The 20,274-nt window shown below is 64.5% G+C and carries 20 protein-coding genes, 1 tRNA gene and 2 pseudogenes; 13 read left to right on the top strand and 10 right to left on the bottom strand.

Features of this window, described 5'->3' with window-relative positions:
• Positions 1 to 27: 27 nt before the first annotated feature.
• Entirely contained in the window at positions 28 to 531 is a 504-nt protein-coding gene (locus tag ACSQ76_RS07100) for a tetratricopeptide repeat protein (RefSeq protein WP_306130693.1), read from the bottom strand.
• A gap of 126 nt (positions 532 to 657) precedes the next feature.
• Between ACSQ76_RS07100 and ACSQ76_RS07095 the strand changes: the two genes are divergently transcribed.
• Together ACSQ76_RS07095 and ACSQ76_RS07090 are read left to right on the top strand one after the other, a co-directional pair.
• Positions 658 to 945 (top strand): SCP2 sterol-binding domain-containing protein, encoded by a 288-nt coding sequence (locus ACSQ76_RS07095; protein WP_057792812.1) that lies wholly within the window; start codon positions 658 to 660, stop codon positions 943 to 945.
• Between the two features lie 5 nt (positions 946 to 950).
• Entirely contained in the window at positions 951 to 1,970 is a 1,020-nt protein-coding gene (locus tag ACSQ76_RS07090; RefSeq protein WP_437156008.1) for an alpha/beta fold hydrolase, read from the top strand.
• On the opposite strand, the gene ACSQ76_RS07085 is transcribed toward ACSQ76_RS07090, so the two are convergent.
• Positions 1,894 to 2,724 carry a fumarylacetoacetate hydrolase family protein gene (locus ACSQ76_RS07085; protein ID WP_437156007.1) on the bottom strand — a complete coding sequence of 277 codons (831 nt, stop codon included), beginning with the start codon at positions 2,722 to 2,724 and terminating at the stop codon, positions 1,894 to 1,896. The genes ACSQ76_RS07090 and ACSQ76_RS07085 overlap by 77 nt on opposite strands.
• Before the next feature lie 103 nt (positions 2,725 to 2,827).
• Here ACSQ76_RS07085 and ACSQ76_RS07080 point away from each other — a divergent pair, with 103 nt between their 5' ends.
• Together ACSQ76_RS07080 and ACSQ76_RS07075 are read left to right on the top strand one after the other, a co-directional pair.
• Positions 2,828 to 3,841 carry a ligase-associated DNA damage response exonuclease gene (locus tag ACSQ76_RS07080; RefSeq protein WP_437156006.1) on the top strand — a complete coding sequence of 338 codons (1,014 nt, stop codon included), beginning with the start codon at positions 2,828 to 2,830 and terminating at the stop codon, positions 3,839 to 3,841.
• Positions 3,838 to 5,432: pseudogene (locus tag ACSQ76_RS07075) on the top strand (ATP-dependent DNA ligase). The gene ACSQ76_RS07080 and the pseudogene ACSQ76_RS07075 overlap by 4 nt, the downstream one beginning before the upstream one ends.
• Before the next feature lie 57 nt (positions 5,433 to 5,489).
• On the opposite strand, the gene ACSQ76_RS07070 reads toward ACSQ76_RS07075, so the two are convergent.
• On the bottom strand, positions 5,490 to 6,746 hold the full coding sequence (locus ACSQ76_RS07070) for a M24 family metallopeptidase (protein WP_437156005.1): 1,257 nt from the start codon (positions 6,744 to 6,746) through the stop codon (positions 5,490 to 5,492).
• A 95-nt stretch (positions 6,747 to 6,841) separates the two neighbouring features.
• Here ACSQ76_RS07070 and ACSQ76_RS07065 point away from each other — a divergent pair, with 95 nt between their 5' ends.
• The 3 genes and pseudogenes from ACSQ76_RS07065 to ACSQ76_RS07055 all read left to right on the top strand — a co-directional run bounded on the left by ACSQ76_RS07065 (position 6,842) and on the right by ACSQ76_RS07055 (position 9,960).
• The gene (locus tag ACSQ76_RS07065; RefSeq protein WP_437156004.1) at positions 6,842 to 7,723 is read left to right on the top strand and encodes a LysR substrate-binding domain-containing protein; all 882 of its coding nucleotides are present in this window, start codon (positions 6,842 to 6,844) and stop codon (positions 7,721 to 7,723) included.
• Between the two features lie 175 nt (positions 7,724 to 7,898).
• A pseudogene (locus ACSQ76_RS07060) lies at positions 7,899 to 9,718 on the top strand (M3 family oligoendopeptidase).
• 95 nt (positions 9,719 to 9,813) lie between these two features.
• Complete coding sequence (locus ACSQ76_RS07055) at positions 9,814 to 9,960, top strand: hypothetical protein (protein ID WP_306130702.1); 147 nt, start codon at positions 9,814 to 9,816, stop codon at positions 9,958 to 9,960.
• An 86-nt stretch (positions 9,961 to 10,046) separates the two neighbouring features.
• Here the strand turns inward: ACSQ76_RS07055 and ACSQ76_RS07050 are convergent, their stop codons facing one another.
• From ACSQ76_RS07050 to ACSQ76_RS07035, 4 genes are all read right to left on the bottom strand, one after another.
• Positions 10,047 to 10,316, bottom strand: a complete 270-nt coding sequence (locus tag ACSQ76_RS07050) for a DksA/TraR family C4-type zinc finger protein (protein ID WP_103762405.1) — start codon at positions 10,314 to 10,316, stop codon at positions 10,047 to 10,049.
• Positions 10,317 to 10,362: 46 nt separating this feature from the next.
• A complete protein-coding gene (locus ACSQ76_RS07045; protein WP_437156003.1) occupies positions 10,363 to 11,388 on the bottom strand; it encodes an alpha/beta hydrolase in 1,026 nt (341 codons plus the stop codon).
• A 98-nt stretch (positions 11,389 to 11,486) separates the two neighbouring features.
• The gene (rpoH, locus tag ACSQ76_RS07040) at positions 11,487 to 12,383 is read right to left on the bottom strand and encodes an RNA polymerase sigma factor RpoH (RefSeq protein WP_437156002.1); all 897 of its coding nucleotides are present in this window, start codon (positions 12,381 to 12,383) and stop codon (positions 11,487 to 11,489) included.
• A gap of 167 nt (positions 12,384 to 12,550) precedes the next feature.
• Positions 12,551 to 13,594 (bottom strand): RluA family pseudouridine synthase, encoded by a 1,044-nt coding sequence (locus tag ACSQ76_RS07035; protein WP_437156001.1) that lies wholly within the window; start codon positions 13,592 to 13,594, stop codon positions 12,551 to 12,553.
• Here ACSQ76_RS07035 and ACSQ76_RS07030 point away from each other — a divergent pair.
• Together ACSQ76_RS07030 and ACSQ76_RS07025 are read left to right on the top strand one after the other, a co-directional pair.
• Positions 13,593 to 13,910 carry a DUF6476 family protein gene (locus ACSQ76_RS07030; RefSeq protein ID WP_437156000.1) on the top strand — a complete coding sequence of 106 codons (318 nt, stop codon included), beginning with the start codon at positions 13,593 to 13,595 and terminating at the stop codon, positions 13,908 to 13,910. The genes ACSQ76_RS07035 and ACSQ76_RS07030 overlap by 2 nt on opposite strands.
• 184 nt (positions 13,911 to 14,094) lie before the next feature.
• The gene (locus ACSQ76_RS07025) at positions 14,095 to 14,901 is read left to right on the top strand and encodes a hypothetical protein (protein ID WP_437155999.1); all 807 of its coding nucleotides are present in this window, start codon (positions 14,095 to 14,097) and stop codon (positions 14,899 to 14,901) included.
• 104 nt (positions 14,902 to 15,005) lie between these two features.
• Here the strand turns inward: ACSQ76_RS07025 and ACSQ76_RS07020 are convergent.
• Positions 15,006 to 15,082: transfer RNA gene (locus ACSQ76_RS07020), tRNA-His, on the bottom strand.
• A 127-nt stretch (positions 15,083 to 15,209) separates the two neighbouring features.
• Here ACSQ76_RS07020 and ACSQ76_RS07015 point away from each other — a divergent pair.
• Positions 15,210 to 15,395: a DUF6324 family protein gene (locus ACSQ76_RS07015; RefSeq protein WP_306130708.1), complete on the top strand. Its 186-nt coding sequence runs from the start codon at positions 15,210 to 15,212 to the stop codon at positions 15,393 to 15,395.
• Between the two features lie 80 nt (positions 15,396 to 15,475).
• On the opposite strand, the gene ACSQ76_RS07010 is transcribed toward ACSQ76_RS07015, so the two are convergent.
• Positions 15,476 to 15,925 (bottom strand): MmcB family DNA repair protein, encoded by a 450-nt coding sequence (locus ACSQ76_RS07010; protein WP_437155998.1) that lies wholly within the window; start codon positions 15,923 to 15,925, stop codon positions 15,476 to 15,478.
• Between the two features lie 157 nt (positions 15,926 to 16,082).
• Here ACSQ76_RS07010 and ACSQ76_RS07005 point away from each other — a divergent pair, with 157 nt between their 5' ends.
• Positions 16,083 to 17,378: a hypothetical protein gene (locus ACSQ76_RS07005; RefSeq protein ID WP_437155997.1), complete on the top strand. Its 1,296-nt coding sequence runs from the start codon at positions 16,083 to 16,085 to the stop codon at positions 17,376 to 17,378.
• Complete coding sequence (locus ACSQ76_RS07000) at positions 17,375 to 18,166, top strand: hypothetical protein (RefSeq protein ID WP_437155996.1); 792 nt, start codon at positions 17,375 to 17,377, stop codon at positions 18,164 to 18,166. Before ACSQ76_RS07005 ends, ACSQ76_RS07000 begins: the two co-directional genes overlap by 4 nt.
• Before the next feature lie 398 nt (positions 18,167 to 18,564).
• Here the strand turns inward: ACSQ76_RS07000 and ACSQ76_RS06995 are convergent, their stop codons facing one another.
• Positions 18,565 to 18,900, bottom strand: a complete 336-nt coding sequence (locus ACSQ76_RS06995; RefSeq protein WP_306130712.1) for a hypothetical protein — start codon at positions 18,898 to 18,900, stop codon at positions 18,565 to 18,567.
• A gap of 219 nt (positions 18,901 to 19,119) precedes the next feature.
• Between ACSQ76_RS06995 and ribB the strand changes: the two genes are divergently transcribed.
• The gene (ribB, locus tag ACSQ76_RS06990; protein ID WP_437155995.1) at positions 19,120 to 20,271 is read left to right on the top strand and encodes a 3,4-dihydroxy-2-butanone-4-phosphate synthase; all 1,152 of its coding nucleotides are present in this window, start codon (positions 19,120 to 19,122) and stop codon (positions 20,269 to 20,271) included.
• Positions 20,272 to 20,274 lie beyond the last annotated feature (3 nt).

Raw genomic sequence — 20,274 nt, 5'->3', positions numbered from 1 at the left:
GGGACTTGCCCCTTGTCGTTTAAGTGCTTACAGGTCCCGGCCGCCGATCTCGCGTTCCACCAGCGGCATCACCTGTGCCACGTCTTCATGATGTGGATGCAGGGCCAGCACAAGGTCGAATGCCTGCTTGGCCTTCTCGTAGTTCTCGACGTGGTAGAGGATACCGCCGAGGCTCGCGATGGCATTGTAGTGCCGAGGGTTCAGCACCAGCGCCCGCTCGATGTCGGCCAGCGCAGGGCCGAACATCTCGGAGTCGGCATAGGCCATCGCCCGCATGTGAAATCCTTCGGCGAAATCCGGCGCATGATCGGTCAGCGCGGTAAAATGCTCGATCGCGGCGCCGGTGTCCCCGGCCTCCAGCGCGTCGCGCCCGCGTTTCAGCAGCAGATCCGCCGTGGCCGAGCCCGATCGCGTCCAGGCCAGCTCGATCTCCTTGGCGATCCGGCCGGCGTCCCGCGGCTCGGCTTCCTTCAACTGCTGAAAAAGCGGATCGAGCGCCGCATCCTGCGCCGCCACGGGTAAGGAAAACATGACTAACGGCAAAACTGCCGCGACGATATATTTGGAAAGTCGGTTCATAACGCCCATAACACTCCCAGTTTAGCGCGCATGACCGGGAATCAAAGCCCCCGGTCGATCAAATCTGGAGGAACTGACATGAGCGACGTAACGAAATCCGCGGTCGAGGCCCTGTCCGCCAAAATGAACGGCAGCTTCGACGGCAGCGCAAAGTTCGTGATCGAGAACGAGGGCTCCATCGTGATCGACGAATCCGGCGTGCGCGAAGGCAATGACGAAACCGATGTCACCATGACCGCCGACGCCGACACGTTCCAGTCGATCCTCGAGGGCGATCTCGACCCGACCGCCGCCTTCATGTCGGGCAAGCTGTCGGTCGACGGCGACATGGGCACCGCGATGAAACTCGGCTCTGTCCTGTCCTGACGCCCATGCTGACGGACGCGCCTTTCTTCGACGATATAGCCGACGGCCCCGATGGCGGCCGCGCCTACTGGTGCGACACCGCCGACGGGGTGCGCATCCGGCTCGGGATCTGGCGCCCGCAGGACGATACGGGCGAAAGCGCCGGCACGCTCCTGCTCTTTCCCGGTCGTACCGAGTATATCGAGAAATACGGCCGCACGGCCAGGCAGTTCACCGCCGCGGGCCTGACCACGCTGGTCGTCGATTGGCGCGGACAGGGCCTTGCCGACCGGCTGATCGAGGACAAGATGTCGGGCCACGTGCTGCATTTCGACGATTATCAGCACGATGTCGCCGCCATGGTCGACGCCGCGCGGGACCTCGACCTGCCCAGGCCCTGGTTCGTGCTGGGCCATTCCATGGGCGGCGGCATCGCGCTCAAATCGGTGATGGACGGCCTGCCGGTGGCGGCGGCGTCGTTCTCGGCGCCGATGTGGGGCATCCGCATCTCCGCCGCGCTGCGCCCCGTCGCCTGGTCCCTGGGCTGGAGCAGCCGCAGCGTCGGATTCGATCACGTCTACGCCCCCGGCACCTCGCCCAAAAGCTACGTGCTGGTCGAGCCGTTCGAGAAAAATCGCCTGACCACCGATTTCGAAAGCTACAAGCACATGATCGCCCAGGTCACCGCGCGTCCGGAACTGACCATCGGCGGCCCTTCCCTGCGCTGGCTCTACGAATCGCTTCTTGGCACCCGCCAGATGTGGCGCCGCCCTTCGCCCGATATGCCCTGTCTGTGCCTGCTGGGGTCGGAAGAGGACATCGTCGATGTCTCACGCGTCCATGACCGCATGGCCCGCTGGCCCGGCGGCGAACTGGAAATCGCGCAAGGCGCCCGTCACGAGGTGCTTCAGGAAGCCCCCCATATCCGCGACGCGCTGATCGGCAAACTGGTCGGCTTCTACGCCCGCGTCAGGGATCGGCACGCACCGTCTGACGCTGACGCCCAAGCCCCTGGATCTCCAACTCCATCACGTCGCCAGGCTTGAGGTACCGCTTGGGGTCCCGCCCCATGCCCACACCCGGCGGGGTGCCGGTGGCAATCACATCTCCGGGCTCCAGCCGCATCACCTCGCTCAGATGCGCGACGATCTGCGCCACGGTAAAGATCATCGTCGAAGTGTTGCCGGTCTGCATCCGCTCCCCGCTCACATCCGCCGACATATCAAGGCTTTGCACGTTGCCCACAGCCTCCGGTGTCACCAGCCAAGGTCCGATCGGCCCGAACGTGTCGCAACTCTTGCCCTTGGTCCATTGCCCGCTGCGCTCGATCTGGAAATGCCGCTCGGACACGTCGTTGACGATGGTATAGCCCGCCACGTAGTCCAGTGCCTCGGCCTCGCTGACGTATTTCGCCTCACGCCCGATCACGACGCCCAGTTCGACCTCCCAGTCGCTGTGGGTCGATCCGCGCGGCAGCACCACGTCGTCGTCCGGCCCGGTAATGCTCGACGTGGCCTTCATGAAGACAACCGGCTCGGCCGGCGGCTCGATCCCGATCTCGGCGGCATGGTCGCTGTAATTCAGCCCGATGCCAATCAGCTTGCCGATCCCCGCGACCGGCGGCCCCAGCCTCGGCGTGCCGTCCACAAGCGGCAGCTTTTCCGGGTCCAGCTTCGGCAGCGCCCCCAGCACCGCGCCGGAAATATCCGCCACCACGCCGCTCAGGTCACGCACCCGCCCCTCGGCGTCCAGCATCCCGGGCTGTTCCCGCCCCGGTGCCCCGTATCTCACGAACCGCATACTTTCTTGTCCCCTGTCTGTTTCGTCCGACGATAGCGGGCCTGCCCGCCACGGCAAGCATTCATCCTCTGGCCCCTGCCGGCCGCCACGCTAACTTCCCCGCATGGTTCTGGAATTCAAACCCCAAGGCATCTACTGCCCCGCCGGCGATTTCTTCATCGACCCGTGGCGCCCCGTCGACCGGGCGCTCATCACCCATGGCCACGCCGACCACGCCCGGCCCGGCCACGCCCGCTATCTCTCGACCGCCGCTGCCGCGCCTGTGATGCGCCACCGTCTTGGAGAGATCACCCTCGACACGGTCGACTACGGCGAAACGCGCCAAATCGGCGAGGCGCACGTGTCCTTCCACCCCGCCGGCCACGTCCCGGGCTCGGCCCAGATCCGCGTAGAAGTCGAAGGCGAGGTCTGGGTCGTCTCCGGCGACTACAAGACCGAAGCGGACCGCCTGTCCGAGCCGTTCGAGCCGGTGCCATGTCACAGCTTCATTACCGAATGCACCTTCGGCCTGCCGGTCTTCACCTGGACACCCGAAGACGACGCCGCCAAGCAAATCAACGACTGGTGGGCGACCAATGCCGCCGCCGGCACCTTCTCGCTCCTCGGTGCCTATTCTCTCGGCAAGGCCCAGCGAGTCCTGTCGCTGCTCGATCCCTCCATCGGCCCCATCCTCACCCATGGCGCGGTGGAAAACACCAACGCCGTCCTGCGCGACCAGGGCCTCGCACTGCCCGACACGCTGCACGTCACCCCCGACCTCAAGGCCAAGGATCACCCCGGCGCGCTCGTCCTCGCGCCGCCCTCGGCTTTGGGCAGCACATGGGCCCGCCGCTTCCGCCCGGCCTCGACCGGTTTCGCCTCTGGATGGATGCGCCTGCGCGGCGTCCGCCGCCGCCGCGCCGTGGATCGCGGCTTCGTCATGTCCGACCACGCCGACTGGCCGGGCCTGATCTCCGCCATCAAGGAGACGGGCGCGGAAAACATATACGCTACACATGGTTACACGGATATCTTCGCGCGCTACCTGAACGAACAGGGCTGGAACGCTCAGGTCGTCCCGACCGAATTTACCGGCGAAACCCTCGACGCCACCGACGACGCGGAGGGGGCGGCATGAAACGCTTCGCGTCCCTCTTCACCACGCTGGACCAGACCACCAAAACCAACACCAAGGTCGCCGCCCTGGCCGATTACTTCTCCACCGCCCCAGACGACGACAAGCTCTGGACCGTCGCGCTCTTCTCCGGCCGCCGCCCCCGCCGCGCCATCACCACCACCAAGCTGCGCGAATGGGCCGCCGACCGCGCCGGCATCCCTCTCTGGCTCTTCGAGGAAAGCTACCCGATCGTCGGCGACTTGTCGGAAACCATCGCTCTCGTCCTGCCGCCCCCGGCGCGCGACCATGACGACAGCCTCGCCACATGGATCACCCGTCTCCGTGCGCTCGACCACGAGACCGAAGAGGCGCGCAAGGCGGCGATCCTCGACGCCTGGGACCAGATGCAGCCCCATGAACGGCTGGTCTTCAACAAGCTTCTGACGGGCGGCTTCCGCATCGGTATCTCGCGCAAGCTGATGACCCGCGCGCTGGCGCAGGCCACAGACCGGGACGAGGCCGAGCTAGCCCACCGCCTGATGGGCGACTGGACACCGGGCAGCACGTCATGGTCCACGCTGATCGAAGCCCACGACGCCAGTGCCGACCTCTCGCGCCCCTATCCATTTTGCCTCGCCTATGGCCTCGAGGACGATGAACCCGAAACACTGGGTGACCCCGCCAACTGGCTGGCCGAATGGAAATGGGACGGCATCCGCGGGCAGCTGATCCTGCGCGGAGGCGAGCATTTCACGTGGTCCCGCGGCGAGGAACTGATGACCGACCGCTTTCCCGAACTTGCCCGCGCCCGCGACTACCTGCCGCCCGGCACCGTGCTCGACGGCGAAATCCTGGCTTGGCAGGACGATGGCCCGATGTCCTTCAATGCCCTGCAGAAACGCATCGGGCGCAAGACCGTGCCGAAGAAACTGCTGAAGGACGCGCCGGTCATCCTCTACGCCTACGACCTGCTGGAGGAAAACGGAACGGACCTGCGCGACACACCCTTCGCCGAGCGTCGCGCCCGGCTCGAAGCCCTTCTGCAAGACCTTCCGCTTGAGGCGCCCATCCGCCAATCCCCACTCATCTCCTTCCATTCGTGGGACGATCTGCGCGAGACCCGCGCGACCGCAAGAGACGCGCGCGCCGAGGGCCTCATGCTCAAGCGCAAGGACTCCCCCTACCATTCCGGCCGCAAGAAAGGCGACTGGTGGAAATGGAAGCTCGACCCCTGACCATCGACGCCGTGATGATCTACGCACAGCAGGGCAGCGGCCGGCGTGCCAACCTCTTCACCGATTTCACCTTCGCCGTGCGCGACGGCAACGATCTCGTGCCCTTCACCAAGGCCTATTCCGGCCTCACCGACACCGAGTTCCGCAAAATCACCGCCTGGGTGCGCAAGAACACCCTGCAACGCTTCGGCCCCGTGCGGCAGGTCAAACCCGAACATGTCTTCGAGATCGCCTTCGAGGGCATCATGGAATCGACCCGCCACAAGTCCGGCGTGTCCCTGCGCTTCCCGCGCATGAAACGCTGGCGCCACGACAAGCCGGTGCAGGAGGCCAACACGATCGAAGACCTCCGCGACATGCTGACCCACTACGGCTAAAGAAAATTCGTACGAATTTTCTCCCCAAGATTATTCGTACGAATAATCTCCCCCGCCTCACCGCAACAGATCATCCTCGAACGGAAAGCGCGACAGCAGCTCCACGCCCGTCTCGGTGATCAGCACCTGCTGCTCCAGCTTCACGCCCTCGGCGCCGCCTTCCGCGCCGATATAGCTCTCGACACACAAAGTCATGCCCGGCGCGATCACCCCGTCATAGCCCGCCTCCGGGAAATCCCCGTGGTGATAGAGGTACGGATATTCCCCCGTCATCCCGCAGCCATGCGCCGACAGGTAATAGCGGTTGGCATAGTATTGCTCCGGAATATCCCACGCCGCATCGGCATAGTCACGGAACGTCATGCCGGGCCGCAGGATGCCCATGTTGTGATGCACCTGCTCATGGGCCACCTTGTAAAGCTCTCGCTGCGTCACGCTGGGCTTGTCCGGTCCGGAATGGAACGTGCGCGAGAAATCCGAATAATAGCCGTGGCATCCCACAACATCCGTATCCAGCGCAATCAGCTCATTCGCCCCGATCATGCTATCGCTCGTCTCCTGGAACCACGGATTGGTCCGCTCCCCGGCATTCAACAGGCGGGTTTCCACGTAATCCCCGTTCTGCGCGATGATCGACTGGTGCAAAACGGACCACAACTCCGCCTCGGTTATCCCCGGCCGTATCGCCGCGCGCAGCTTGGCCACGCCGATCTCGGTCGCCCGCAACGAGGCGTTGACGCATTTCATCTCTTCCGCCGACTTGATCGCCCGCGCCATCTCGACCGGTTCTTGCGCATCCACGATCCTGAGCCCCGCATCGCGCAGCGCAATCGCACTGCCAGCGTTCAGCCGTTCGATCCCCAGCGTCGCCCCCTTGCCCACCAGCGAGGTCACCAGGTCCGCCATCTCAGCAGCCCAGGCTTTCTCCCGCTTGGCGATATCCGGCCCCGCCGCTACGAAACTCGCGGTGCGTGCGGCACGCACCTCGTCGATCGTCTCCAGCCCGTCGGCCAGGTGCGCACAGCCGGTGAACTCGAACAGGATCGAGCGGTCCTGCGTCAGCAGCAGATACCGCGACGGCGCATTGCGCTGGCTGAACACCTGCATGTTCCGCGCCCCCGTGGCATAGCGGATGTTCACAGGATCGGACAAAAGAACCGCCGCGATGTCCCGCTTGCGCATCTCCGACCGCACCCGGCCCTGCCGGTAGCCGCGCACCGCCACAAGGTCGATGCCCTCGTCCTCCGGCGCCCGGTCCAGCAGCGCCAGATCCGCAAGGTCCGCGCGCTCCGCGTGCCAGTCCAGTTCCGCCATGTCATCCTCCTCGGCGCAATTTCATGCATTCCATATCCGACCCAAAGCACCTCGAAAACGCTGGAAATTCTCACGCTCTTGGATAACCTCAGGGAATGACTCAGGACCGCCGAGACCTTCCCCCGCTAGAAACTCTCATCTTCTTCAACACTGTGATGAAACGGGGCGGATTTTCCGCCGCCGCGCCCGAGCTCATGGTCTCCCAGGCCGCCGTCAGCAAGCGCATCCGCCAGCTCGAAGACTGGCTCGGGACGCCGCTTTTCGACCGCGGCGCGCGCCATGCGGTGCCCACCGACACCGCCCTTCGGCTGGAAGAGCCCGTGCGCCTCGCGCTCGACTACCTGGCGGCGTCACTCGACATGGCCCGTGCCGCCGACACCAGCACGCTCCGGATCGCGGCCAACGGCGCAATGTCGATGTTCTGGCTCTATCCCCGGCTTCAGGCCTTCGCCACCAGTTCGGATGCCTGCAATGTCAGCGTGCTCACCGCCGACGACCCCACGGCCCTCACAGCCGACACGCTCGACCTTGCCATCCACTACGGCGAAGCGCCGCCGCCCGGCTGGACAGGCACACCGCTCTTCGACGAAACGATCGTACCCGCCGCGACGCCGCCCATCGCCGCCCGCCTTGCCCACCACCCCGATCTCCCGCTGCTCGACTACCCCCGTCTCGCGCCCGACTGGATCAACTGGCGCATCTGGCGCGACCGCAAGCCGGCCTCCGGACTGACCGGCCGGTCCATCGAGATCTGCCGCAGCTACGGCCACAGCATCGGCCGCGCCCTGGCAGGCGAGGGCATCGCCCTGGCCAGCCTGCCGATGCTCGACACCCTCGTCAAAACCGGCCGACTCGTCCCCGTGAGCGACGACAGCCTGACGACCACACGCCGCTATTGGCTCGACCACCGCGCGTCCGCGCCGCTCTCACCCAATGCCCTCCTGCTTCAGCGTGCCTTGCTCGCCGGAACGGCCTGACATACCGCGCCATCCTCGGGCTCGACCGGAGGATCTTCAACAACAAGAGATCCCGGATCAGGCCTGGGATGACCGCGCGCCCGTCCCCCGTAACGCACGCAATCCCGATCCCGGCTTGAGCCTGCCCGTCCCGCCCCCTATGTCTTGACCAACGCACGCACATCAGGAGATCCGAATGTTCCATCTTCCCAAACCCGCCTTCGACGTCAACGCCTCTTCCGGCTCCGACAACCTGGGCGACCTGCCGGAATGGAACCTCGACGATCTCTACACCGGTCAGGACGCGCCCGAACTCAAGCGCGATCTCGACTGGCTGGAACAGGCCTGCGCCGACTTCGCCGCCGACTACGAAGGCAAGCTGGCCGATCTCGACGCCGCAGGCCTCCTCGAATGCATCCAGCGCAACGAGAAGATCTCGTCCGTCGCGGGCCGCATCATGTCCTTCGCCGGCCTGCGCTACTACCAGCAAACCACCGATGGCGAGCGGGCCAAGTTCCTCTCCGACTGCCAGGAAAAGATCACCAACTACACCACCCCGCTGGTCTTCTTCACCCTCGAGCTCAACCGGCTCGACACCGACACCCTTGTGGCGATGTATGCCGAAAACGCCGATCTCGCCCGCTACGCCCCCGTCATTCGCCGCATCCAGGCGATGAAGCCCTACCAACTTTCCGACGAGCTCGAGAAATTCCTGCACGACCTCGGCGTCGTCGGCGACGCGTGGGAACGGCTCTTCGATGAAACCATCGCCGGCCTCAGCTTCGACGTCGATGGCGAGGAACTGGGCATCGAATCCACCCTCAACCTGCTCACCGAGCAGGATCGCGACAAGCGCGAAGCCGCCGCCCGCGAGCTTGCCCGCACCTTCCAGGCCAACATCCGCGCCTTTGCCCGCGTCCACAACACCACCGCCAAGGAAAAAGAGGTCATCGACCGCTGGCGCGGCATGCCCACCGCCCAGACCTCGCGCCACCTCAGCAACGATGTCGAGGCCGAGGTGGTCGAGGCACTACGCAACGCCGTGGTCGACGCCTACCCCAAGCTCAGCCACCGCTACTACGAGCTCAAGCGCAAGTGGCTCGGCCTCGACCGGATGCAGGTCTGGGACCGCAACGCGCCCCTGCCGATGGAGGCCCCGCGCAAGATCGACTGGCCGACCGCCCGCAGCATGGTCATGGACGCCTATTCCGATTTCGACCCGCGCATGGGCGATCTGGCGGAGCCGTTTTTTGACCGCGGCTGGATCGACGCCGCCGTCAAACCCGGCAAGGCCCCCGGCGCCTTCGCGCACCCCACCGTCACGGACGTGCACCCCTACGTGATGCTGAACTACCTCGGCAAACCCCGCGACGTGATGACCCTCGCGCACGAGCTGGGCCACGGCGTCCACCAAGTGCTTGCCGCCGAACAGGGCGAGCTCCTCTCCTCCACCCCCTGACCCTCGCGGAAACCGCATCCGTCTTCGGCGAGATGCTCACCTTCCGCAAACTGCTGGATACCGCCAAGGACAATGCCGAACGCAAGGTCCTGCTCGCCGGCAAGGTCGAGGACATGATCAACACCGTCGTCCGCCAGATCGCCTTCTACGATTTCGAATGCAAGCTGCACGACGCCCGCCGCGGCGGCGAGCTGACCTCGGAAGACATCGGCGCGCTCTGGATGTCCGTGCAGGGCGAATCCCTCGGCCCCGCCTTCGACTTCATGGAGGGGTACGAGACCTTCTGGGCCTACATCCCCCACTTCGTCCACTCGCCCTTCTACGTCTACGCCTACGCCTTTGGCGACGGTCTGGTGAACGCGCTCTATGCCGTCTACGAGGAAAACCCGGACGGCTTCCAGGACAAGTATTTCGACATGCTCAAAGCCGGCGGCTCGATGCACCACAAGGAGCTTCTGGCCCCCTTCGGCCTCGACGCCTCCGACCCGGCCTTCTGGGACAAGGGCCTTTCGATGATCTCCGGCTTCATCGACGAACTGGAGGCGATGGAGGACTGATCCTGCCCCGCACCCACAGCCACCACGGCCTGCGCACCCGGCTCAGACGCGCCCTCGTGCGCATCCGCGCGCGCGTCCCCCCGGGGCTGCGGCTGGTGCTGGGTGTTTTGCTGATACTCGGCGGGCTCTTCGGCTTCCTGCCGGTGCTGGGCTTCTGGATGATCCCCCTTGGCGTTGCCGTGGCCTCGCTCGACATCGTCCCGCTCTGGCGTCGCCTCACCCGCCGCGCGCCAAGGCGCTGAGCCCATCTCTTCCTCTGGCCCGAAATATCCCGGGGGAGCGGCGAAACCATGTTTCGCCGTGGGGGCAGAGCCCCCGCGACACCTGGCTATTTCAGCTGGCTGTCTTTCGAGCCGCGCCGGTTGATCCCGCCCCGCGCCTGCTGCGCGCCGTCGCGCTCCTGGCTGCAATCGATGCACAGCTTCACGCCCGGCAGCGCCTCGCGCCGCGCTTGGGGGATTTCCTCCTCGCACTCGGCACAATGCGTCAGGCTTTCGCCCACGGGCCGCTTGGCGGCCTTCATCCGCGCCAACTCGTCCTCGATCGAAGCTTCGATCTGTTCAGACACCGCGCCGTCGCGCGCCCATCCACCGGCCATGGCAATACCCTCCTGAACGATAGATATAGGATGCCGCAGGCCCGTGTCACGGCTGCGCCGTCAGCACCATGTAATCCTCGAACGCATCCCGCCCGAGGGAGGCCTGCTCCAGCATCCCGTTCAGCACCGAAATGGCCGAGGGCGAGGTGATCGCCACCGCATGGTCCAGCCCCTCGCCATCCGCGAGCCCGGTAAAGTCGATCACCTTCACCGGCAACCCCGCCACCGCCTCGGGCCCGTCGATCACGCCCAGCCGTTTCTTGCGCCCGGTGATCAGGCTGGCCAGGCTCAGCGCCCGGTCCTGCTGCGTCACGAATATCAGGAACGGCTGCGGCAGTTCCCCGATCGCCTCGGCCTGACGGCGAAACAGGTCCGGGTCGATATCCGGCGACATCAGCACCACGCCGCTGATCCGGTTCAAGAGCTGCCGGTCGCCCTTCAGCGCTGCCTGCCGCATCACCTCCATCACCAGTTGTGCGCCCATCGAATGCGCCAGCAGGGTTACATGGTCGTCCGCCCCGCTGGTCAGTCGGCCCAGAAGGTCTTCAAGGTCGTCCCGGGCATAAAGCACGCTGTCGCGGTCATAGACATAGCCCCGCGGGTCCCCGGCCGAGGCCCACGAGAACAGAACCGACGGCTCGGCAACCCCGAAATCCTCGCGCATCTGTGCCAGGCGGTAGAGGCCCTCCGACATCGTCACGTTGTAGCCATGCACGAAAACCTGCGTCTCCCGCCCCGGACGCGCCGCCTTCACATCGGCAAGAAACTGTGCCGAGGACGGGTAGACATCCGTCGCCGCCACCACGAAGTCCGTCGCGGCATCCGGCGGACCCTCGGGCCATTCCACGTGGCCGGCCCGGTGTGTCGGCGGAATCGAGATATCCGCCCGGAAGTAACGCATCTGCCCCGTGCGTTTCGCGCCAAAGGTCCACCCGGTATGGTCCAGCGCCTTCTGCGTCGCGACATAGAGCGTCTGAAGGTGCGCCGCAGGCGATGTCGGCGCGTATTCCGCGGCGGGGCGGGGCGCGCAGGCGGCCAGCACGGTCACGCAAAGTATCGACAGACTGCGCAACGGGCACGTCCCTTCCATTCCGACTCAGGTGCCAACAATAAGGCCCCTTCCGCGAGGCGAAAGGGGCCAATTGTCTTGTCCTGAAAATGCGCACGGGATCAGGCCGTGGCCATCATGCCCTTCTCGGCGGCAAGGCTGCGCATGCGCTTCTGCAACTTCTCGAAGGCGCGCACCTCGATCTGGCGAATACGCTCCCGGCTGACATCGTATTGCCCGCTCAGATCCTCCAGCGTGACCGTACTCTCGCTCAGCCGGCGCTGCGTCAGGATATCCTTTTCGCGGTCGTTCAGCACGTCCATCGCCTCGGCCAACAGCTCTCGCCGCGCCTCCAGCTCGTCGCGCTTTTCATAGTCGCCGGCCTGGTCGGCATCCTCGTCCTCCAGCCAGTCCTGCCATTGCATCGTGCCTTCGCCCTCGGTGCCCACCGTGGCATTCAGCGACGCATCGCCACCAGACATCCGGCGGTTCATGCTGATCACCTCGTCCTCGGTCACGCCCAAGTCATGCGCGATCTGCTTGACCTTGTCGGGATGCAGGTCGCCCTCTTCCAGCGCACCAATGCGGGCCTTGGCCTTGCGCAGGTTGAAGAACAGCTTCTTCTGCGCGCTCGTCGTACCCAGCTTGACCATCGACCAGCTGCGCAGGATGTACTCCTGGATACTGGCCCGGATCCACCACATCGCATAGGTCGCCAGGCGGAACCCCTTCTCGGGATCGAACCGCTTGACCGCCTGCATCAGGCCCACATTCGCCTCGGAAATGACCTCGGCCTGCGGCAGGCCATAGCCGCGATAGCCCATGGCGATCTTCGCCGCCAGCCGCAGGTGGCTGGTGACCATCTGGTGCGCGGCCTCGGTGTCCTGTTCCTCGACCCAGCGCTTGGCCAGCATGTATTCCTCTTCCGGCTCCAACAGCGGGAATTTCCGGATTTCCTGCAAATACCGGTTCAGCCCGGCTTCGGGCGACGGCGCAGGAAGATTTGCGTAATTGCTCAACCCTGTGACCCTCCAATGTTTATAGTCTTAACATCCATATGGGCAGCCATCAGCCCGGATTCAAGACAGGTGAACCAGATGGTTTAATTCTATATGAATCAAACCGGCGCCGTTTTCCAGCGATGTGACGTTCGCTCACGCACACGTGCTGTGCTGTCATATTAACGTCAGGCCGGGGCACCCAGTTCCTGCAACAGGCAGGCCATGTCTTCGGGCAGCGCCGCCTCAAAGCGCATCATCTCACCCGTTACCGGATGCTCGAACCCAAGCACGGCGGCATGCAGCGCTTGGCGCGGAAACCTTTGCGCAGCTGCAAGAGCCCGCGGTGACAATGCCTTTTCATTCAGCTTGCGCCGCCCGCCATAAACCGGATCGCCCACCAGGCCATGCCCCGCATGGGACATGTGCACCCGGATCTGGTGCGTGCGCCCGGTCTCCAGCCAGCACTCGATCAGCGCGACCTGCGGCGGTGCCCCGAACGGGGTAACAACACGCGCCCGCGTCACCGCGTGCCGCCCGCCCTCGAACAAAACGGCCTGTCGCTGCCGGTCGGTCTTGTGCCGCGCCAGCTGCGTCGTCAGCTTCAGGATGTTGCCCGCCTCGAAACTGGCCCCGCGCACGCCCCTCAGCCGCGGATCGGCCGCATCCGGCACCCCGTGCACGACGGCCAGGTACTTGCGCTCCACGCTATGCGCCTCGAACTGCGCCGCCAGCCCGTGATGCGCCCGGTCCGACTTCGCCACCACCAAAAGGCCGCTGGTATCCTTGTCGATCCGGTGCACGATCCCGGGCCGTTTCTCGCCCCCCACGCCCGACAGCATGCCGCCGAAATGATGCAGAAGCGCATTGACCAGCGTCCCGTCCGGGCTGCCCGGCGCCGGATGCACCACCATGCCCGCAGGCTTGTTCACGACGATCAGGTCGTCATCCTCGAACACCACGTCCAGCGCGATCTCCTGCGCCACCACGTCCACCTCGGCGGCCACCGGCACGGTGATCTCGACGATATCGCCCTCGGCCACCTTCGCCTTGGGGTCCGCCACCACCGCGCCGCCCACCCGCACCGCGCCCTCGGCGATCAGCCGCGCCAGCCGCGTCCGCGACAGCGACGCTGCCTCTGGCACATCGCGCGCGAGCGCCTTATCAAGGCGCGGCGGCGGATCGGCCCCGATCCGCACGGTGACACTGGACTCAAAGGGGGCAGCGCCCATGAACGACTCTCCGCAGCAGCCGCTGGACCCCAAGATGGTGCGCTACCTGCGCACACTCGTGACCGTCCTGACGGGCGTGATGATTCTCGGGTTTCTAGTGATCGTCGCGCTCTTTGTCACCAAGTTCTCCCGCGCGTCCTCGCCGACCCTGCCCGAGGTGATCAGCCTGCCCGATGGCACCACGCCCACAGCCTTTACCCGCGCCGATGGCTGGTACGCCGTCGTGACCGACGCCGACACGATCCTTATTTTCGACGAGACGACAGGCGAGTTGCGCCAGACCATCGAGGTCACGACGGACGAACCGCGCGAATAGGACTTCCGCAGAAAAAGGGATGGTACAACCTCCCCGGCTCGAACAGGGGACCTCCTGATCTTCAAAGTTTAAGGTCAATGGTTTCTTACTATCCAAAAATAAACTCGTAGACTTTTCAACTTCTCCCCTTGATGAATCTCATCCTGACAAGACGAACTAAAAGAACCACCGCAGGACATTTGTAGTGAGCAACCTTTGGTTTATTGGCGACAGTCACGTCTCGGTGTTCTCGGGCGCCAACCGAATGATTCCAGAATACCCTGTCGTAACGCCTTCAGCCTTTCCTGATGTCATGACGTGCCGTGTCGGACCTCAACTGGCGGGCACACTTCCTTTCGCCACATCCTCCACTCAAGGGCGGCAAAAGGTGTTGGATCTGGCGAACCGGATTCCAACCGCGGCTAGGATCTTCTTCGTCTTCGGAGAAATCGATTGTCGGGCGCACGTTATCCGACGCACCAATTACGACAGTACGCAGATCCAATCAGTCGTAGCTGACACGATCACGAATTACTTTGCCTTCGTGAATGATTTTCTAGATCTAAATAAAAGCAAGAAGTTTCGCCTCGGATTCGTTGCACCACCGCCAACGTCAGCTCAATTGCATCAGGCCTACGGCCTCCCCTACAACGAATTCCTGGCTCGTGCGGCACAACACAAGGCCGGCCGAGAAATTTTGAAGGCCTTGCGAAACTTCTTTCCTCGACGGTCGGGTGTACGAAAAGCTATCGGACTCGCACTCAACTATTCTGGAACCGATGTACAACGGCGACTGGCAAGCGAGGCATTCCTTGAAAAATTGCAGAACATTTGCGCGCGCCGTCAATTCGACCTTCTCGATTGTTACACGCCATTTCTCGACAATGAGAAAAGTCCGGACCCGATCTATTTTGCGGATGAGATACATCTCAACACGCTGGCACTCAAAAAACTTCAGCCGCAGTTCCGCAGCTTAGGTTTGTCACAGTTTGAAGATGCGCTAACTCATTAAAGTGATGTTGGCTTGGACCACCCGACAAAAATCAACTTCCGGTCGGCGTAATCGTGCGTAGCTATTTAGCTGAGCTGTCAGCACTTCACGTTTAGATTAGAGAGTGGTACCACCTCCCCGGCTCGAACGGGGGACCTCCTGATCCACAATCAGGCGCTCTAACCAACTGAGCTAAGGCGGCACGCGGCACGGATTTAACTTTCCCGGCCCGCGATTGCAAGCCTCTTCGACACGATGTCGCCCATTCCAACCCGCTTGCCTTCATACGTCCAAGGCGCTACGCCATCCCGGATATTCAGGAGGCCGCCATGGGCATCAACGACGAACGCGACATCGAGGCGAATCTGCAGATTGGCCCAACCGACCAGGGCATGGTCCGTCTATTCATCATGGCAGGCCCCACCGAGATCCCCATGGATTTCGACCCCGACGAGGCCCGCGAGATCGCCGAGGAAATCCTCGCCGCCGCCAAGGCCGCCGAGGTGAAACGCTAGCCCCCCACCCAAAATTTACGTAAATTTTGGGATAGAAAATACGCATTTTCTATTCCGTTTTCTGCACAGAAAACGCCCCCCTAAAGCCCCGGATCGCGCGCGCCCTGCAACCGCAGCGCCGCCTGCCGCGCAAACCGCCGCGTCAGCGCCGTGCGCCGCGCGCCCGCCAGCTTGTGCTCCGGGGCCATGCGAATGATCTGCGCGTCATAGGCATCCGCGATGATCAACCCCGTGCCCTCTGGCAGCAGATCGGTCGGAAACGCCTCGTCCACGGCCCAGAAATACCGGTCACACCATTCCAGGTACCCGTCCCATTTCAAATCCGAGGCGAAATCCGCACGGCTCGATTTGCATTCCACCACCCATATCTCGCCCTTCGGGCCCAGCGCCATCACATCCACGCGCTTGCCCCGCTCGGGCGAAAACTCCTCGACCGTGGCGAAATCATAGCCCAGCAAATGCCGGCACACGCCCCGCGCCAAAAGCTGGCCGGGCTGCAACGTGGGGATATCCGTGGCGAAGTCCTGCATGGACTCAATTTATGAACAATACGTGAACATTGGCAACCCCTGCACGGGACATGCACATCACGTAGCCTTGTCTTGTGCTATTTATTAACCATTTCATACTGATGTCTTGGGGTCTGGCACGGTCGCGCCCCCTTCAGTCGCAGCAAAAAGGTCCGCCATGCCCGATCCCCACTCAGACTCCTCCCGCACCCGCGGCGCCCGCTATGCGCGCGACCTCGAAGGCCATATCGAGTGGCTGGAAACCTTTTCGGGCACCGCCCTCGGCGTGCTGGCCGTGGCGTCGGGCATCTACACCTATCTTGGCGTCTCGTCCCTGCTGGACGACACAGGCGCCATGTCCACCTTCGCGGCACTGGCCTATTCCGTTGCCGTCTCGGTGGGCATCTTCGTCTTCTGGTCCTACCTTCTGCGCCTCTTTCCCGCCGTCACCACCGCCCGCGCCCGCGTCGGCCTCTTGGGCGCGATGGGCCTCGGCTCGGTCGCCATCATCGCCATGTCCAGCTGGCTCAACGCCGCCGCGCTGGCCGGCTCGGCGGCGGTCGAACAGCACCTGGCAGAGACCGTGCAGGACTACCAGCAAAGCCTCGAACGGGCCCATGAGATCGCCCTCACCGGCCAGGCCCTCGGCCGCGATGTCGCCCGCGTGCGCCAATCCTTCGAGGATCTCAGCGAGCAGGAAGCCACCGGCAATCTCTCGGGCCTTGCGGGCCGTGGCGCCGTCTTCCGCGTCCTGCGCCAGAAATCCGCCGAACTGGCCGCACTCGAACAACAGATCGCCGAACAGACACCGCTCGTCGACACCGCCTTCGCCGAAGGCAACACCATCCTCAGCCGGATGCGGTCCCTCACGGTCGAACCGGGGCCCGTCGAGGCCCGTTCGGTCGAGTTCTCCGAATCCGCCGTGCGGCTCCAAGGTCTTATCACCCAGATGCGTCAGCTGACCGTCGCGCCCCTTGTGGAACGTGCCGCACAGGATCTTTCGGCCTCCGTCGTCCTGCCCGAGCTAGACAGCCGCACCGAGGCCGGGCGCGGCGACCAGGCCGCCACCATCACCTCGGTGCTCGAGGTCCTGGGCCAGCGCGCCGCGACCTTGGAAAACGCCGCACAGGAAGTGGCCGCGCTCGAACCCGCGGCAGAGGTCACCTACACGCCCATATCATCGGCCGACGCCGTCATCCTCTATGCCCGCAACTTCGTGCCCTCCTGGGCGGGCGCCATCGCCATCGACCTGCTGCCCGCCGTGCTGGTGCTGATCCTGTCGATCACCCACGGCATGATCCGCTCGATGCGCGACGGCACCGATATCGAGGACACGATGACCGTGGCCGAACTGCGCGCCGCCATCGCCGTGGCGCACGAGATCGAGGACACGCCCGCCCCGCGCAAACCCGGGCACGATGACACGCGCGAGGATGCCAACAAGGTCAAGCGCATCACCGGAACCACGCCATGAGCGAAAGCACGGACGAAAGACCGGACGACACGCCCAATAGCCGGCACGGCCCGCCCGTCGCGCGCATCCTGACCGGTGCGCTGATCTTCCAGATCGGCATCGGCGCCATGCTCGTGCTGGGCGATGTCAATGCCTCCGGCCTGCGCCTGCCCGGCACGTCCCCCGACGCTCCCCGGCTGACCGAACCCGTGCGCCCCGGCGACCAGCGCCGCCTCTTCCGCCCCGACCGAGACCGCCCCGCCACGCGCCCCGCCCGCGACCCGGGCGAGTTGCCCGAGCGCCTGGTGCTGACGCAGGAGGACGGCACCACCTACCGGCTCGAGGGCGGCATTGCCGAGGGCGACGCCGCCCGCATCATAAAGCGGCTGGAGGACAGCACGCCCGCCCCCGAAACGCTCATATTGCAATCTCCCGGCGGCACCGTGACCGAGGCGCTGGCCCTGGGCCGCCATTTCCGCGAAACCGGCCTTACGACACAAATGCTGTCGGGCGAATACTGCTTCTCCGCCTGCCCCTACATGCTGGCCGGCGGGGCCAGCCGCGATGTCGACGATGCCGCCCAGGTCGGCGTCCACCAGCACTATTTCGGCGAAAGCACGATCCTGCCCGCTTCCTTCGCGGTCGAGGATATCCAGGCGGGCCAGGGCGAGGTCATGAGCTATCTCGACGAGATGGGCATCGACCCCATGGTCATGACCCACGCGCTCGCCACGCCCCCCGACGAGATCTACGTGCTGCTGCCCGAGCAACTGCGCGACTACGGATTTATTTCGGATGCCGCGGAATAGCCCCTTGCCGCACCGCCCCCGACGACTTACCTCAGTCTGGTGACGGGTGCTGCCCTTCTCGTGAACGGTTGCATTCCGGTGGCCTTAAGCAATTCCGAGGGAGCTGGCTCTGTCCGGGCCCTGGTCCGGTTACCCGGCGCCCACCTGTAAAAACAGGTCCTCGGGAATGAGAGAACCAAACGGTTGCGTGCGGGCCCGTCACACCATCCGCACAAAAGCCCGTCAGTGGCGTGAAAGCGTTGCTTTTATGAGAAGCTTATCCTGATTTGTGCCGCGAAAGATCCTCGGGTCAGGCCCGCGCATGACGTTGGACTGGCGCGTAGGGTGGGTGAAAACCCACGCGTCAACCACGCAGGACACCACTCCGCCACCTTGTGAACTACGCAATCGGAAACGCCCTAGCGCTTGCTCCAGAACGGGCGCGCGCCCTGATCCGCCCGGACCGGGATCGTGGCATGATCCTGCCGCATCACATGCTGGCGCAATCCGCCGCCCGGGCCGTCATCGTCGTCATCGTCCTTCATCCGCATCACCGCAATGCCGAACTGCACGCCCGCAAAGACGATCCCGTTCGACACCCACAGCAGCAGAACCGCAAGCCAGCCCTTGTCGGAATGGCTGACGAGATGCCACAGGTTCGCGATATCGAACCACAGCAACATCCCCACGAACACCGCCGCAAGACCGAAACCGATGGCAACGTTCACGATATACATGGCGATAAGCTTGGGCATTGGACGACTCCCTTGCGCTGTGCACCTGACTGTAGCACATCGGCCCCGGTCCTCAAGAAAAAGACCCGGCACAATTGGCCGTTCATTGCCATACCGCCATGAAATGCCGTCCGACACCGGCCGCCGAACCCGTCAGCGGCCCGGCATAACCCGACATCCCCTCTGGCCTTCCGCAAACCCCTGCGCTATCTGGCGGGCCTGTAACCCCAGAGGCGCCAGATGTCCGAAACCCAAGCCTTCGAAAAACCCGGTCCCGTCGAGGCCGAACTGCGCTCCGCGATCTCTCCCACCGAAGAGATCATCGCCGAGGCGCGCGCGGGCCGCATCTTCATCCTCGTAGACCACGAGGACCGCGAGAACGAGGGCGACCTGGTGATCCCCGCCGAATTCGCCACGCCCGAGGTGATCAACTTCATGGCCACCCATGGCCGCGGTCTCATCTGCCTGCCCATGACGGCGCAAAGGATCGACCGCCTCGGCCTGCCCATGATGGCCGTCAACAATTCGTCCCGCCACGAAACCGCCTTCACCGTCAGCATCGAGGCCCGCGAGGGCGTCAGCACCGGCATTTCCGCGGCCGACCGGGCGCTGACCATCGCCACCGCGATCAACGAACAGAACACCCAGGCCCATATCGCCACGCCGGGGCACGTCTTTCCGCTGCGCGCGCGCAACGGCGGCGTGCTCGTCCGCGCCGGCCATACCGAGGCCGCCGTCGACATCTCGCGCCTCGCCGGCCTCAACCCGTCCGGCGTGATCTGCGAGATCATGAAGGACGACGGCACCATGGCCCGCCTGCCCGACCTGGTGGAATTCGCGCGGGCGCACGGCATGAAGATCGGCACCATCTCCGACCTCATCGCGTATCGCCACAAGCACGACAACCTCATCCGCGAGGTTCGGCGCGAGACGGTCACGTCGTCTCATGGCGGCGAATGGGACATGCGCATCTTCGCCGACCAGATCACCGATACCGAGCATGTCGTGCTGTCCAAGGGCGATATCACCGACGGCGAGCCGGTGCTCGCCCGCACCCACGCGCTCAACGCGCTCGAGGATGTGCTGGGCATCGGCCTTGACGCCAAATCCGAAGGCCCCACCGGCAAGCTGCCCCGCGCCATGAACATCATCGCCCGCGAAGGCCGCGGTGCCGTGTTCCTCTTCCGCCAGCCCCGGCCCTCCCTCGCCTCGGAAATGGAAGAGGACGACACGCCGCGCACCATCAAGCAGACGGGCCTGGGCGCCCAGATCATGTCCACGATGGGCCTGCACGAACTCATCCTCGTGACCGACAGCCCCAAGACCCGCTATCTCGGGCTTGACGCCTATGGCATCAGCATCGTCGGCACGCACCCCCTCAGCGAAGGATAACGC

The sequence above is a fragment of the Roseovarius sp. B08 genome (assembly GCF_051417955.1).
Lineage (GTDB): Bacteria > Pseudomonadota > Alphaproteobacteria > Rhodobacterales > Rhodobacteraceae > Roseovarius.
The sequence above is the reverse complement of the archived record's forward strand: the minus strand, read 5'-3'. Positions and strand labels throughout refer to the sequence as shown.